This is a genomic window from Geobacillus sp. LEMMY01, assembly GCF_002042905.1.
In the GTDB taxonomy this organism is placed as follows: domain Bacteria; phylum Bacillota; class Bacilli; order Bacillales; family Anoxybacillaceae; genus Geobacillus; species Geobacillus proteiniphilus.
Map to the genome: position 1 here is coordinate 45052 of NZ_MVKA01000005.1, position 14895 is coordinate 59946.

At 50.6% G+C, this 14895-nt stretch carries 10 protein-coding genes; 8 read left to right on the forward strand and 2 right to left on the reverse strand.

Features of this window, described 5'->3' with window-relative positions; genetic code table 11:
* Window positions 1-11 precede the first annotated feature (11 nt).
* Window positions 12-1859 carry an asparagine synthase (glutamine-hydrolyzing) gene (asnB, locus tag B1A75_RS03925; protein ID WP_079935792.1) on the forward strand — a complete coding sequence of 616 codons (1848 nt, stop codon included), beginning with the start codon at window positions 12-14 and terminating at the stop codon, window positions 1857-1859.
* Window positions 1860-1899: 40 nt separating this feature from the next.
* Here the strand turns inward: asnB and B1A75_RS03930 are convergent, their stop codons facing one another.
* Window positions 1900-3252 (reverse strand): MATE family efflux transporter, encoded by a 1353-nt coding sequence (locus B1A75_RS03930; protein WP_079935793.1) that lies wholly within the window; start codon window positions 3250-3252, stop codon window positions 1900-1902.
* A gap of 125 nt (window positions 3253-3377) precedes the next feature.
* Here B1A75_RS03930 and B1A75_RS03935 point away from each other — a divergent pair, with 125 nt between their 5' ends.
* The gene (locus B1A75_RS03935; protein WP_079935794.1) at window positions 3378-4238 is read left to right on the forward strand and encodes a helix-turn-helix transcriptional regulator; all 861 of its coding nucleotides are present in this window, start codon (window positions 3378-3380) and stop codon (window positions 4236-4238) included.
* Between the two features lie 75 nt (window positions 4239-4313).
* Here B1A75_RS03935 and B1A75_RS03940 read toward each other — a convergent pair whose 3' ends face one another.
* Entirely contained in the window at window positions 4314-6080 is a 1767-nt protein-coding gene (locus tag B1A75_RS03940) for an alpha-glycosidase (protein WP_079935795.1), read from the reverse strand.
* A gap of 245 nt (window positions 6081-6325) precedes the next feature.
* On the opposite strand from B1A75_RS03940, the gene B1A75_RS03945 reads away from it, so the two are divergent.
* The 6 genes from B1A75_RS03945 (at window position 6326) to B1A75_RS03970 (ending at window position 14751) form a co-directional block, all read left to right on the forward strand.
* Window positions 6326-7600, forward strand: coding sequence for a sugar ABC transporter substrate-binding protein (locus B1A75_RS03945; RefSeq protein WP_079935796.1), 1275 nt, complete (start codon window positions 6326-6328; stop codon window positions 7598-7600).
* Between the two features lie 70 nt (window positions 7601-7670).
* Window positions 7671-8951, forward strand: a complete 1281-nt coding sequence (locus B1A75_RS03950; RefSeq protein WP_074043050.1) for a carbohydrate ABC transporter permease — start codon at window positions 7671-7673, stop codon at window positions 8949-8951.
* The gene (locus B1A75_RS03955; RefSeq protein ID WP_074043049.1) at window positions 8951-9793 is read left to right on the forward strand and encodes a sugar ABC transporter permease; all 843 of its coding nucleotides are present in this window, start codon (window positions 8951-8953) and stop codon (window positions 9791-9793) included. The genes B1A75_RS03950 and B1A75_RS03955 overlap by 1 nt, the downstream gene beginning before the upstream one ends.
* Window positions 9794-9865: 72 nt before the next feature.
* Window positions 9866-11401: an alpha-amylase family glycosyl hydrolase gene (locus B1A75_RS03960; RefSeq protein WP_074043048.1), complete on the forward strand. Its 1536-nt coding sequence runs from the start codon at window positions 9866-9868 to the stop codon at window positions 11399-11401.
* A gap of 18 nt (window positions 11402-11419) precedes the next feature.
* On the forward strand, window positions 11420-12439 hold the full coding sequence (locus B1A75_RS03965) for a LacI family DNA-binding transcriptional regulator (protein ID WP_074043047.1): 1020 nt from the start codon (window positions 11420-11422) through the stop codon (window positions 12437-12439).
* Between the two features lie 380 nt (window positions 12440-12819).
* Window positions 12820-14751 carry a sigma-54-dependent Fis family transcriptional regulator gene (locus B1A75_RS03970; RefSeq protein WP_074043071.1) on the forward strand — a complete coding sequence of 644 codons (1932 nt, stop codon included), beginning with the start codon at window positions 12820-12822 and terminating at the stop codon, window positions 14749-14751.
* Window positions 14752-14895 lie beyond the last annotated feature (144 nt).

Consider the following 14895-nt stretch of genomic DNA (forward strand, 5'->3'; position numbering starts at 1 on the left):
GATTGGTTTGTATGTGTGGCATTACTGGCTGGGTCCATTTCGGGCGCGATTTGCGCCGCGAGCGGACGGTCATTGACAGCATGACAGAGACGCTCGCCAAACGTGGACCGGATGATACAAATACGTGGCTGGACACTCATGTCGCCTTCGGCCATAAACGGCTTGTCGTCGTGGATCCGGTTGGCGGCAAACAACCGATGGTCCGGCAAAAAAACGGACATCGTTATACGATCGTCTATAACGGCGAGCTGTATAATACGGAAGACATTCGCAAGGAACTGTTGCGCCAAGGCTATCGATTTGATGGTCATTCCGATACAGAAGTGTTGCTTGCTGCATATATGGAATGGAAGGAGAAATGCGTCGATTGGCTCAACGGCATTTTTGCCTTCGCCGTTTGGGACGAGGAGCGCGAGCTGTTATTTATGGCGCGCGACCGGCTCGGAGTAAAACCTTTGTTTTATCGAGAAGATGGCGGGGGGCTGCTGTTCGGCTCGGAAGTGAAAGCCATTTTGGCCCATCCCGATGTAAAGGCAGAAGTCAATTATGAAGGACTCGCCGAAGTGTTCGGCCTCGGACCGTCGCGCACACCGGGGCACGGCGTGTTTGACGGCATTCGAGAGCTGCGCCCGGCACATGCGCTCACGTTCTCTCGCAGCGGGCTTCGCATTTGGCGGTATTGGAATGTCGAAAGCGACGTCCACCGCGATTCGTTCGAGGAAACGGTCGAAAAGCTGCGCTTTCTATTGACGGATGCGGTCACGCGCCAACTCGTTTCCGATGTGCCGGTCTGCACATTTCTATCCGGTGGAGTCGATTCAAGCGCCATTACAGGGATTGCCGCCAATGCCTTCGCGGCAGATGGAAAAGGGCCGCTGCACACCTACTCGATCGATTATGAAGGAAACGACCAGTATTTCAAAGCCAACGATTTTCAACCAAACACGGATGCGCCATTTATCGAACAGGTGTCAAACAAATTTCAAACGGTTCATCATCGCTGCGTGATCACGCAAGAAGAACTGTTCCGCCATTTGCATGAAGCCGTCATCGTCCGCGACGTTCCGGGCATGGCCGATGTCGATTCTTCGCTTCTTTGGTTTTGCAAACAAATTCGCGAACGGTTTGTCGTCAGCTTATCAGGGGAGTGCGCCGATGAAATTTTCGGCGGCTATCCATGGTTTCATCGGCCGGACGATTTGTCTCGGAAAGGATTTCCGTGGATGCGTTCGGTCGACGCGCGCATGGGCCTATTAAAGGATGAGTGGCGGCAAAAGCTTCGCCTTGACGACTATGTGCAAATGCGTTATGAACAAACGCTTGCTGAAGTGCCGCGTCTCGAGGGGGAAAGCGCCGAGGAGGCGAAGCGGCGTGAGCTGTTTTACTTAAATATGATTTGGTTTATGACGACACTGCTTGACCGGAAAGACCGGATGAGCATGGGAGCAAGCTTGGAAGTGCGCGTGCCGTTCGCTGACCATCGCATTGTCGAATACGTTTGGAACATTCCGTGGGATATGAAAATGTACGGCGGCCGAGAAAAAGGCCTTTTGCGAAAAGCGCTCGAGGGATTGCTTCCCGAAGAGGTGCTCTACCGGAAAAAAAGCCCATATCCGAAAACGCACCATCCTCTATATACGAAACTTGTCAAGCAATGGCTTGAGCAGTTGCTCCATGACCGCTCTTCGGTTTTGCACGAGTTTTTCGACCGGGAAAAATTGCTGGCGCTCATTGAAACAGAAGGGAAGTCGTTCCAAGTGCCGTGGTTTGGGCAGCTCATGACCGGTCCGCAGCTGCTCGCTTACCTTGGCCAAGTGCACGTTTGGTTTGATCATTACGGCATTCGCATTAAAGAATGAGAGCTGCGCCTACGCGCAGCTCTTATTCGATTTGGCGGCGCTACGCCATTTTTGCTTGTGGCACCATCGTTTTTTTCATCCAGACGCGCGACCGCCAGCGCCAAAGCATCAACAGTCCGCGCAGCCATTCGTCGGCGATGAACGACAGCCAAATGCCGACGAGGCCAAATCCGAGGGCGATGCCAAATACGTAAGCAATGGTCACGCCGACGCCCCACATCGACAAAATGCCCATATAGACAGGGAATTGCACATCGCCAGCGGCACGAAGCGAGCTGATAATCACTAAATTAAATGAGCGCCCCGGTTCAAGGATGATCGTTAACAGCAACAGTTTGCGGCCAAGAACAATCATTGAGCGGTCATCGGTAAAGAGCGACAGCAACGGCTCGGCAAACCAATAGGCGGCTGCGGCCAGCAGCACTGAGATGGCGATGGCGCTGTACAAACTTTTCAAGCAGCGGGCGTAGGCTTCCTCGTATCGCCCGGCCCCGACGAAGTAGCCGACGAGAATTTGCGTTCCTTGGCTGACGGAGATGCCGAATAAAAACACAAACATCATAATGTTTTGCGTGTATACACGGACGGTCAATGCCTCAGCGCCAAGCCATGTAATGAAATACGTAATGACCATTTGCGCCGTATTGTACGAAAGATGTTCCCCGGCTGCCGGAACACCGATTTTCAGCAGTGAGCGCAAATAGTGAAACGGAAGGCGGCGAAACGCCCTTGGTGCGAGCGGAATGTTTGTTCGTTTGCGCAACAAAGCAAGAAGCGCGAGAAAGGCCATGCCACGGCTGGCGGCGGTCGATATAGCAGCCCCTTGGATGCCGAGGGCGGGCAGGCCAAACAAGCCAAAAATGAGGGCCGCGTTGCTGATGACGTGCAAAACGTTCATGCCAACCGCCACATACATCGTGTCACGGGTGAAGCCATAGCTTTTCAAAATGGCGCCGACCGTCATCATCAGCGCTTGGATGAACAAAAATCCACCGACAATCGCCAAATAATGGGTTCCTTCATCGAGCAGCTCGGCGGGCAAATCCATCATTCGCAAAATCGGCTCGCTGAATGCGGCGAGAATGGCGCTTAACAACAATCCGAACAACAAATTGGCCACGAGGGATACAAGCGATACGTCAACGGCTTCTTGCTCTCGGCGGGCGCCTAAATATTGAGCAACAAGCACTGCTGTCGCTAAAGCGACGAAGTTGAACAGCACGATCGTCAAAGCAATGATTTGGTTCGCCACCCCGACGGCAGCAACCGCGTGATCTGAATACTGGCTGAGCATCAGTGTATCGGCGTTGCCCATCACCATATAGAGCAGCGTTTCAATAAAAATTGGCCACGTCAAGGAAAACAGTGACCGCGTTTTGGCCTCACGGCGCATGTTGAGACAACTCCTTTTTCTTATTCCGACTTGAACGATATATTCAGTTTAGCTAGTTTGTTGCATAATGGAAAGAGAAAGAAGCGATTTTGCTTGCACATTTCCGACAAAAGGGGAGAAGGGCGATGGATGCAGTCATATTTTCGCTCCCACCGCTGCCGGTGTTCATCAAAGGGGCGGAAAGTGTATTTCCGGAAGGAAAGAAGCATTTCCGCCGCACATTTTCCGTCTTTGATTTGCTTTACGTGAAACGAGGCTGTTTGTATATGACAGAAAACGGGCGCGAGTTTGCGGTTGGCAGTGGCCACTATTTGTTGTTGATCCCGGGGAGGGAACATTACGGACACCGCCCATGCGAAGAACGGACGGAGCTGGTTTGGCTTCATTTTTTGCTGCCAGACTTTGCGGTCGTTTCCGATTGCGGTGTCAGCCGGCAGACCGTGATCGAAAAGGAGGCGACATACACCGAGCCGATCCAATACCGACTCTCCATACGTCAATATGGCGAAGTAAAGCAGCGCGAGCGGGTGGAACAGCTGCTAAGTCAAATCGTGGAACAAAACATTCGGCGGGATATCGATCAGCCGCTCCGGCAGCTGCTGTTGTTCATCGAATTCCTTTGGCACTTGCAAAAACAAGAGCTTTCCGTCCCGAGCGCGTCTGAACAGATCAGCGCTGCGGTGGTTGCGTATATCGAGAAACATTTCAGCGAGCCCATTACACTGGACATGCTCGCGCAGGAGCTCCGATTCCACCCGGACTACATCACCCGCTGCATGCAAAAAACGATGGGCATGGGATTTAGCCGCTACTTGGCGCATTATCGGCTGTCAAAGGCAAAGCAATGGTTGGCGGAGACGAACGAGACGATTGAGGCGATCGCCAAGCGGGTTGGCATTGACGATGGCGCCTACTTTTCGCGCCTGTTTAAAAAGATGGAAGGGATCACGCCGACCGAATATCGGCGCATGGCGCGGCGCGTATAAAACCGGTGCAGCCACCCGCTGCACCGGTCGCCTTTCCTGTATTTGCGCTCATCCATCGTTTGTCGCGGCGCCGCCTTACCAGCTTTCGACCGCGTAAAGCACAAACCCGTACGGCGGCAAGGAGACGCAAAGTGTTTCCGCCTCTGCGGCGAACCGCTCCCCTGTCAGAAGGTTGACCAGCCATTTTCCACGCGCATCGATCGGCATAGGGATTTCTGCTGCTTCGTTGCTCCGGTTGATGATGATCATGACCGTTTCATTGCCATCCGTTTTTTCATAAACAAGATGGTTCGCTTCATCATCGGCGGCGAGAAAAGCGACATCGCCGCGTCGAAGCGCCCGATATTGCTTGCGAAGAGCGATCAGTTGCTTGACATGTTCATACAGTTCTTTGTTTTGCTTCTCTGTATCCCACACCATACATTTCCGGCATTCCGGATCGTTTCCACCCGTCATGCCGATCTCATCGCCATAGTAAATACACGGCGAACCAGTGAAAGTGAGCTGGAACAAAAACAACAACTTCGCTTTGCGGACGTCGCCGCTGCAAACAGTGAGCAGCCTTGGTGTATCATGGCTGCCAAGCAAGTTGAATGCCGCTTCGTTGACCTGTTTTGGATAGGAATGAAGCACATGCATCAATCGGTCGGCAAACTCGCTGGCGCTCATGTCTTCTTTGGCGAAAAAGCGGAGCGCCGCGTCCGCCAACGGGTAGTTCATGACGGCGTCAAACTGGTCGCCGCGCAGCCAAGGCATGGCATCATGCCAAATCTCGCCGAGAATGTACACATCGGGCTTTAGCGCCTTGACCGCCTGCCGGAACTCGCGCCAAAATTGATGATCGATTTCGTTTGCCACATCGAGCCGCCAGCCGTCAATATCAAACTCGCGAATCCAGTACGTCGCGACATCAAGCAAGTAGCGCTTCACTTCCGGATGGGCGGTGTTGAGCTTGGGCATTTGCGGCACGAACGCAAACGTGTCGTAATTCGGGCGCGGCTCCGTTTGGAGCGGAAACTCGCGAATATGGAACCAATCTTTATACCTAGACGCTGCGCCGTTTTTTAACACATCTTGAAACGGGCCAAACTCATAGCCGCAATGATTGAAGACCGCATCGAGCATGACGCGGATTCCTTTTTCATGGCAGCGTTTGACAAGTGTTTTCAATGTCTCTTTGTCCCCAAAGTGCGGGTCGATTTCAAAATAATCAGCGGTGTCGTATTTATGATTCGACGGTGCGCGGAAAATCGGCGTCAAGTAAATGCCGGTAATACCGAGATCAGCCAAATAGTCAAGGTGATCGATGATTCCTTGCAAGTCGCCGCCGAAAAAGCTCGTCGGCGTCGGGTCCTCGCTTCCCCACGGCCGCGCCCCTTTCGGACTGATGGCCGGGTTGCCGTTGGCGAACCGCTCGGGGAAAATTTGATACCATACTGTGTCTTTTACCCAGTCCGGCGCTTGGAATAGGTCGACCCGATGAAGAAAGGGGAAGCAAAAGTAGTAAGCGGTGTCGTCGCTCGGAGCTTCATGGTAAAATCCTTTTTCCGTATAGACCAGTTTCTCGCCCCCAGCTCGAAGCACAAACCCATAGCGCAGCCGTCGATATGGCGGTTTGACTTCGGCGAGCCAATAGTCAAACAACCCGTCGCTTCCCGTTTTCCGCATCGGCATCGTTTGAAACTGCCAGGCGCCATCGTGCCATTCGTACGGGTCGCCAAAAAGCAGCTCGACGTGGTCGACATCATTTTTCTTTGTTTGAAGCCGGAGATGGAGCGTCTCGCTGTCATAAGCATAAGCGAAATTGTCGGTTGAGCGGTGGTGGATGGCTTCTTTCCTCATTCGCTTTTTCCTCCTTTGTTATCTGAAGCAATCGTTTGCATTAATGCTTCGCTATAATAAAAAGTACGTTAAGAGAAAAGAAAAGTCAAATTTTATAGAAAAAAGGCTTGTAAAATGAAAAATAGGCGTTATAATGGAGATGAGTGGTGCAATCGTTTTCATAGGAAGGATTAAAATTTATTTGTGCAAACGTTTGCCTTATGATTGTACCGCTAAGATTCCGTAATGATGACAGGAGGGGGATTATGAGAAAAGCGTTATCTTTATTTCTCATGGCCGTGTTGTTGATTGGCGTGCTGGGTGCCTGCGGTCCCAAGCGCGATGTCCAGCAGCCGAAAGGAAACGACCAAAAGACGGCAGAACAGGACAAAAAGCCAGAGAAACTCGTCGTGTGGGTGAACGATGATGAAAAACAAAAACAAGCGCTGAAGGATATTTTTCAAAAGTACACGGAAAAAACCGGAATCAAAATCGAAATGGTAGCCGTCAGCATGCTCGACCAAACGAAAAAACTGGCGCTCGACGGACCGGCTGGCAAAGGGCCGGACGTGTTCTATCAACCGCATGACCGCATCGGCGACATTGTGTTGCAGGGGCTGGCCGATCCGCTCGACCTTGGCGATGCAAAAGGCGAGTACAGCCCGACAGCCATCAACGCGGTAACATATGACGGGAAAACGTATGGCGTGCCGATGGTCGTCGAAACGTACGGCGTGTTCTATAATAAAAATTTAGTGCCGGAAGCGCCGAAAACGATGGATGACTTGATGAACATCGCCAAGGAAAAAACGAATGCGGCGAAAGATCAATACGGCTTTTTAATGGAAGCGACGAACTTCTATTTCGTTTATCCGTTCTTTGCCGGCTACGGCGGCTATGTGTTTAAAAATGAAAACGGCAAATACGATACGAGCGACATCGGGCTGGCTAATGATGGAGCCGTCAAAGGGGCGGAGCTCGTCCAAACGTGGTTTAAAAACGGCTACATTCCGAAAGAAATTACCGGCGATATTATGAACGGGTTGTTTACAAAAGGGAACGTGGCGGTTGCCATCACCGGACCATGGAACATCGCGTCGTATAAAGAAGCGTTGGGCGACAAATTAGCGACCGCGCCGCTGCCGGTCTTAGACAACGGCGAGCATCCGAAATCGTTCGTCGGCGTGAAAACATGGATGTTATCAGCCTATTCGCAAAACAAAGAATGGGCGGTCGATTTCATGAAATTTGTGACGAACGAAGAAAATTCGCTCCATTACTATGAAGTGGCAGGTGAAATGCCGGCGAATGAAAAAGCGTTGACAAATGAGAAAATTACGAATGATCCGTTGATCGCCGGCTTTGCGGAGCAAATCCAATACGGCGAGCCGATGCCGAACGTGCCGGAAATGTCGCAAGTGTGGGAGCCGATGGGCAATGCCTTGCAATTTATCGCTAAAGGCGACAACCCGAAAGCGGTGCTGAGTGAGGCGGTCAAAACGATTCAAGATAAAATCGCCGCCAGCGGCGCTGGAAAATAACGCGTGATGTCGTGGTGGATAGGATCAGCCCTATCCACCATTCTTATCCATACGATAGGGGGGAGTTCGGATGCCGGAAGCAAACGTCCGCCATCGGCCGGCGGTGGCGATGGCGCTGTCGCTGTTGTTTGCCGGCCTTGGGCAATTGTACAACCGCCGGTATGTCAAAGGAATTTTGTTTATCATCATTGAAGCGGCCTTTTTGATGACGTTTTATAACTTTTTGAACATCGGGCTGTGGGGACTCGTCACGCTTGGCGAAATCCCGATGCTTGATCATTCGATTTTTCTCTTGATTCAAGGATTGGTTTCTGTCATCATCATCGCTTTTGCGGTCGCGTTGCACATTGCGAACATCATTGATGCGCGCAACGATGCCCGCCGCCGGCAACGCGGCGAGCCGTTCCCATCGCTGATCGAATCGTGCCGTCATGCGTGGGATCGGGGGTTTCCGTACATCTTTGTGACGCCCGGGCTTGTGATGCTATTGTTTATCGTTGTGCTGCCGCTGTTGTTTATGGTGTCGCTCGCATTTACCGACTACAACTTGTACCACTCGCCGCCGCGCCATTTGTTGAATTGGGTTGGGTTGGAAAACTTCAAAAACTTAGTGTCGATTCCGATTTGGAAAAGCACGTTTTTTAGCGTCCTCGCGTGGACAATCGTTTGGACAGTTGTCGCGACAACGATGCAAATCGCCCTTGGACTGTTTTTGGCGTTGCTTGTCAACGATCCGCGCATCAAGTTTAAGCGGTTCATCCGCACGGTGTTGATTTTGCCGTGGGCCGTGCCAGCGTTTGTCACGATTTTGGTGTTTGCGGCGATGTTCAACGACAAATTCGGAGCCATCAACCGCGAAGTGTTGAGTTTGTTTGGGGTGTCGATCCCGTGGATGACCGATCCGTTTTGGACGAAAGTGGCGCTTATTTTGATTCAAACGTGGCTTGGCTTCCCGTTCGTATTTGCGTTATTTACCGGCGTTTTGCAAAGCATTTCCCGCGACTGGTACGAAGCGGCCGACATCGACGGAGCGACGCGCTGGCAAAAGTTTCGTTCGATCACGCTGCCGCACGTCTTGTATGCGACGGCGCCGCTGTTGATTATGCAATATGCCGGCAATTTCAACAACTTTAACATCATCTATTTGTTCAACGACGGCGGCCCGGCCGTGCGCGGGCAAAACGCCGGTGGCACCGACATTTTGATCTCTTGGGTGTACGATTTGACGTTTACGACAAACAACTACAATATGGCGGCGGCGATCTCGCTTATTATCGGTTTCATTGTCAGCGGGTTTGCCATTTACCAGTTCCGGCGCACCCGTTCCTTTAAAGAGGAGGGGAACATTTGATGAACCGCAAATGGAAATCGCACGTGGAAGTGGCGCTTATTTATTTGTTTATCGTCTTCATGTTTGTCGTCATCGCCTATCCGCTCCTTTGGGCAATCAGCATGTCGCTCAATCCAGGAACAAGCCTGTATTCGGCATCGCTCATCCCAGAGAAGTGGACGTTCGAGCATTATAAATGGTTATTTACCAGCCCGCAGAGCGATTATTTGCTTTGGTATAAAAACAGCTTGTTTGTCGCTGCGGCCAATGCGGTGTTATCAGTCTTTTTCACGGCGCTCATCGCCTATGCGTTTTCGCGCTACAAATTCGTCGGGCGGAAAACGGGGCTGTATTTGTTTTTAGTTTTGCAAATGTTTCCATCGCTCATGGCGATGGTGGCGATCTATATTTTGCTCAATATGCTCCATTTGCTCGATTCGCTTTGGGGGCTCATTCTTATTTATGTCGGCGGGCAAATTCCGTTTAACGCGTGGCTTGTCAAAGGCTACTTTGATACAATTCCGCGCGAGCTGGATGAGGCGGCGCGCATGGATGGAGCCGGCCACTTCGGCGTCTTTTTCCGCATTATGCTGCCGCTTGCCAAGCCGATTTTAGCCGTTGTCGCCTTGTTTAACTTCATGGCGCCGTTCACCGACTTTTTGCTGCCGTCGATCGTCTTGCGCGATCCGGACAAATTTACGCTGGCGGTCGGGCTGTTCAACTTTATCAGCGACCGGTTCGCGAACAACTTCACCCGCTTTGCCGCCGGCTCGATTTTGATTGCAGCCCCGATTGCCATCGTCTTTTTGTTCCTGCAGCGGTATTTGATTTCTGGCTTAACGGCTGGTGGCACAAAAGGGTAAGAACCGCTATCATATAATAGGGGGATTACCCGTTTCCGAACGAGCAAATGAATCGGGAAGGGAGGAATGGAAATGGGGAATCGGCTCTTTATGTTGTTCGTCCTTCCGTTCCTTCTTTTTTATGCCATGCCGGCTGCGGCGGCGGAGAAAGAAGAACGGACGTGGCAAGATGAAGCCATTTATTTCATTATGGTCGACCGGTTTAACAATATGGATCCGACAAACGACCAGGACGTGAATGTGAACGATCCGAAAGGGTATTTCGGCGGCGACTTGAAAGGGGTGACGGCGAAACTCGATTACATCAAGGAGATGGGATTTACCGCCATTTGGCTGACGCCGATTTTTAAAAACATGCCGGGCGGCTATCATGGCTATTGGATCGAAGATTTTTATCAAGTCGATCCGCACTTTGGCACGCTGCGCGATTTGAAAACACTCGTCAAAGAAGCGCATAAGCGCGACATGAAAGTCATTTTGGATTTTGTCGCCAACCATGTCGGTTACAATCACCCATGGTTAAATGACCCAACGAAAAAAGATTGGTTCCACCCGAAAAAAGAGATTTTCGACTGGAACGACCAAACACAGCTTGAAAACGGCTGGGTGTATGGGTTGCCTGATTTGGCGCAGGAAAATCCAGAGGTCAAAAAGTATTTAATTGACGCTGCCAAATGGTGGATTAAAGAGACCGACATTGACGGCTACCGGCTCGATACAGTGCGCCACGTGCCGAAATCGTTTTGGCAGGAGTTTGCGAAAGAAGTCAAATCGGTGAAAAAAGACTTTTTCCTTCTTGGTGAAGTGTGGAGCGACGATCCCCGCTATATTGCGGAATACGGCAAATACGGCATCGACGGATTTGTCGATTACCCGCTGTATGGCGCGGTGAAGCAGTCGCTTGCTAGGCGCGATGCGTCACTGCGCCCGCTGTATGATGTCTGGGAATACAACAAAACGTTTTACGACCGACCGTATTTGCTTGGGTCGTTTTTGGACAACCATGATACAGTGCGGTTTACGAAGCTCGCGATTGACAACCGCAACAACCCGATTTCACGCATTAAACTGGCCATGACGTATTTGTTCACCGCCCCTGGCATTCCGATCATGTATTACGGGACCGAAATCGCCATGAACGGCGGCCAAGATCCGGACAACCGCCGTCTGATGGATTTCCGCGCCGATCCAGAAATCATCGATTACTTGAAAAAAATCGGCCCGCTTCGCCAAGAGCTGCCATCATTGCGGCGCGGCGATTTTACGCTGTTGTATGAAAAAGATGGCATGGCGGTGTTTAAACGGCAATATCAAGATGAAACGACGGTCATCGCCATCAACAATACGAGCGAAACGCAGCATGTCCATCTCCCCAATGACCAGTTGCCAAAAAACAAAGAGCTGCGCGGCTTTTTATTGGACGATCTCGTCCGCGGCGATGATGACGGCTACGACCTTGTGATCGACCGCGAAACCGCGGAAGTATACAAGCTGCGGGAAAAAACGGGGATCAACATCCCGTTTATCGCCGCCATCGTATCGGTTTACGTGCTGTTTCTTTTGTTTTTATATTTGGTGAAAAAACGGGCAAAACGGATCAATGAATAAATGGAAAGGAGGGGGCTTATGACCGTTACGATTAAAGATGTGGCGAAAAGGGCCAATGTCGCGCCGTCGACCGTGTCGCGCGTCATCGCCGACAGCCCGCGCATCAGCGAGAAAACGAAGCAAAAAGTGCGCGCGGCGATGAAAGAGCTCGGCTATCATCCGAACTTTATCGCCCGCAGCCTCGCGAACCAAGCAACGCAAGTGATCGGCATCGTCATGCCGAGCTCGGCCGACCAAGCGCTGCAAAACCCGTTTTTCCCGGAAGTCATCCGCGGCATCAGCAAAGCCGCCCATGAAAAGCGGTACGCCTTGCAAATGTCGACAGGGGAAAAAGAAAGCGATATTTACGAACGGGTGGTGGAGATGCTGCAAGGGCGGCGAGTGGACGGCGTCATTTTGCTTTATTCTCGTCAAAACGATAAACTGATGAAATACTTGCAAAAGCACGACTTCCCATTCGTCGTCATCGGCAAGCCGCACCAAAAAGCGGAACAAGTGACCCATGTCGACAACGACAACGTCCAGGCGGGCAAAGATGCGACGAACTACTTGATTGCCTACGGCCATGAGCGCATCGCGTTTGTCGGCGGCAATCCGCAATATTTGGTGACCGTCGACCGCCAAAATGGCTACGCCGCCGCCTTGAGTGAAGCCGGGCTGCCGTACCGCCCGGAATATGTCGTCCATGAAGAATTTTTGCAGGAAGGCGGCCAAGAGGCGATGAAGGAGCTTCTTTCTTTGCCTGAGCCGCCGACTGGGCTCGTTGTCGCCGATGATCTCATGGCTCTTGGGATGCTGAAGACGCTTGATGAAATCGGTCTTCGCGTCCCAGAAGACGTGTCGATCGTCAGCTTCAACAACACGCTGCTCGCCGAAATGTCGCGCCCGCCGCTCACGTCGATCGACATCGGCATTTTCCAGCTCGGCTATGAAGCAGCGAAAAGTTTAATCGAAAAAATCACCAACCTGAATGAACCGATCAAGCGCATCATCATCCCGCATCGTCTCGTTGAGCGTGGGTCATGCGCTAGGCGGTAAAAGAACACAAGGCGGATGATTAGAAGGCGTCCCGTTGCTTGAAGTGACCTCTGTCAAGTAGACAGGAATAACTTTCTTTTTTCTGTCTACTATAAGGGGATCATATCAGCTGTTGGGACGCCTTTTCTATTGCCGCATATACACCTAAAAGGTCTCGCGCACGAAGAAAGCCTCCCATCGCTGCCTAATTGGTGTGAGGCGGCATGGTCAACCGCTCAGTTCAGGATTCATCCCTTGTCTCGAAAGCTTTGGTCGTTTTTAACAAATTGCTCATGGACGAATGTGGGATCATTTTTTACACTTTCGTCGAAATACAAGAAAGGAAATTTGCGAGCGAAAGAGAAAACAGAAAACAAAGCAAACACGGAGGTGAACACAAGATGATCGTGACCCGCGAACAGGTGAAATCCATGTGGGAAAAGTTCGTATTTCATAACGAGCTCGATCCCGATTTGCCGCCCATGATTCGAGACTCTTGGCTTCGGTCGAAAAAAGCGATGGTTGATCCGTTTCGGCCGTACGGGTGGATTAAAGAAATCGACAATGAAAAGTACCGCTCCTTGATCGATTGGTCATTGCCGTTAATGGAAGGGTTGTATTCGATTGTCAAAGGATCTGGATTTTTGGTGATCCTGTGCAATGAAAACGGACAGTTGCTTTTGTCGATTGGCGATCGCGAGCCTTTAGCGAGGGCGGAAGAAATCGGGTTTATCGCGGGGGCGGACTGGAGCGAGCAAGTGATGGGGACCAACGCCATTGGCACATCGATCGCCATTGATCGTCCGATTCAAGTGTTTGCTGAGGAACATTACACGAAAATATGCCAGTCATGGACGTGTTCCGCTGCCCCCATCCATGATCCCGACGGTCGAATCATTGGTGTATTGAATATGTCAGGACCGTATGAAAAAGTGCACTCTCATACGCTAGGAATGGTTGTATCGGCCGTAAAAGCGATTGAATATCAACTAAAATTACATGAGAATGCGGAAAAAAACGTGATGATGCAACGGTTTTTGGAAGCGACAACGAACAATATGAAAGAAGGCATTTTAATCATCGATCGCGATGGGAAGATCGTAAAGGCGAACAACCAGTTAAAAAAGCTGTTCCGTATACCACAACTGCAACTAGAAGAGAAAAAGCTCGACGATCTTTTCAATGATTCCACTATCTGTTCGAACCACCCGCTTCATTTGCAAAATCAAGAGCTGCATCTAAGCGTCAAGCCTTCAAACGCGGTGCACCATGTGTTAGTTGACAAGATTCCAATTTACGAGAAAAAAGAACGAATCGGATCGATGATCATTGTAAAAGAAATTGAAAAGGTACGCCAGTTTGTCAACCACCTATCGGGAAACCAAGCGAAAATCACGTTTGCGGATATGATCGGGCAACACCCGTGTTTCATTGAGAAAATGAACGAAGCGAGGCTCGCCGCAGCGACAGATTCCAACGTGTTAATATTAGGGGAAAGCGGAACAGGAAAAGAGATGGTGGCTCAGGCGATTCATAATGAGAGCAAGCGGAGAAACAAACCGTTTATTGCCATTAACTGTGGAGGCATACCGCGTGATCTCCTTGGCAGTGAGTTGTTCGGATATGTGGACGGGGCATTCACAGGAGCGAAAAAAGGGGGAAGCGCCGGAAAGTTTGAGCTTGCCAATGGGGGAACGCTTTTTTTGGATGAGATTGGCGAAATGTCCTTGGAAATGCAAGTGTTGCTTTTGCGCGTTATTCAAGAAAAGGAAGTGATGAGAATTGGCGGGCACAAAGTGATCCCTGTTGATGTAAGAATCATCGCAGCGACCAACAAAGACCTTCGCCAGGAAGTGCAAAAAGGCAGCTTTCGCGAAGACTTGTTTTTCCGGTTGAATGTTATGCCGATTGTTCTCCCGCCGCTTCGGAAAAGAAAAGAAGATATTCCGCTTCTCGTCCGTCATTTTATTGAAAAACTGGCTCACAAACGAAATAAACCGTTTCCTGAGATACGGTCCGATTTCTTAGAGGCGCTTATGCAATACGATTGGCCAGGAAATATTCGCGAGTTGCAAAATATGATCGAGCGGGTGCTGAATCAGTGCACAAAACCGGTATTGACAGCGGCTGATTTGCCGGAAGAAATCTTTCAGCCGTCCTGCTCGTCTCAAGTTGAGGAGAACATAGCCATCTCCCGGAATGAGATGAAAAGGCAATCCATCATCGAGGCGTTAAAGCAGTGCAACGGCAACATTTCCAAAGCTGCCCGTTATTTAGGCATATCGAGAAGCACATTTTACCGGCAAATGGATAAATGGAATATTAGGTATTGACTGTCCCATTTTGTATCAAAGTGTAGCGACAAAGTGAAACAAAATGAAACACTTTGTCGCTGTTTTTGTTTAGGTTGGATCAAAAAGACGGCTTTGGATAAACAATTTGGCGGACGAAGAAAAGGAAACAAGCGTTGGAACGAT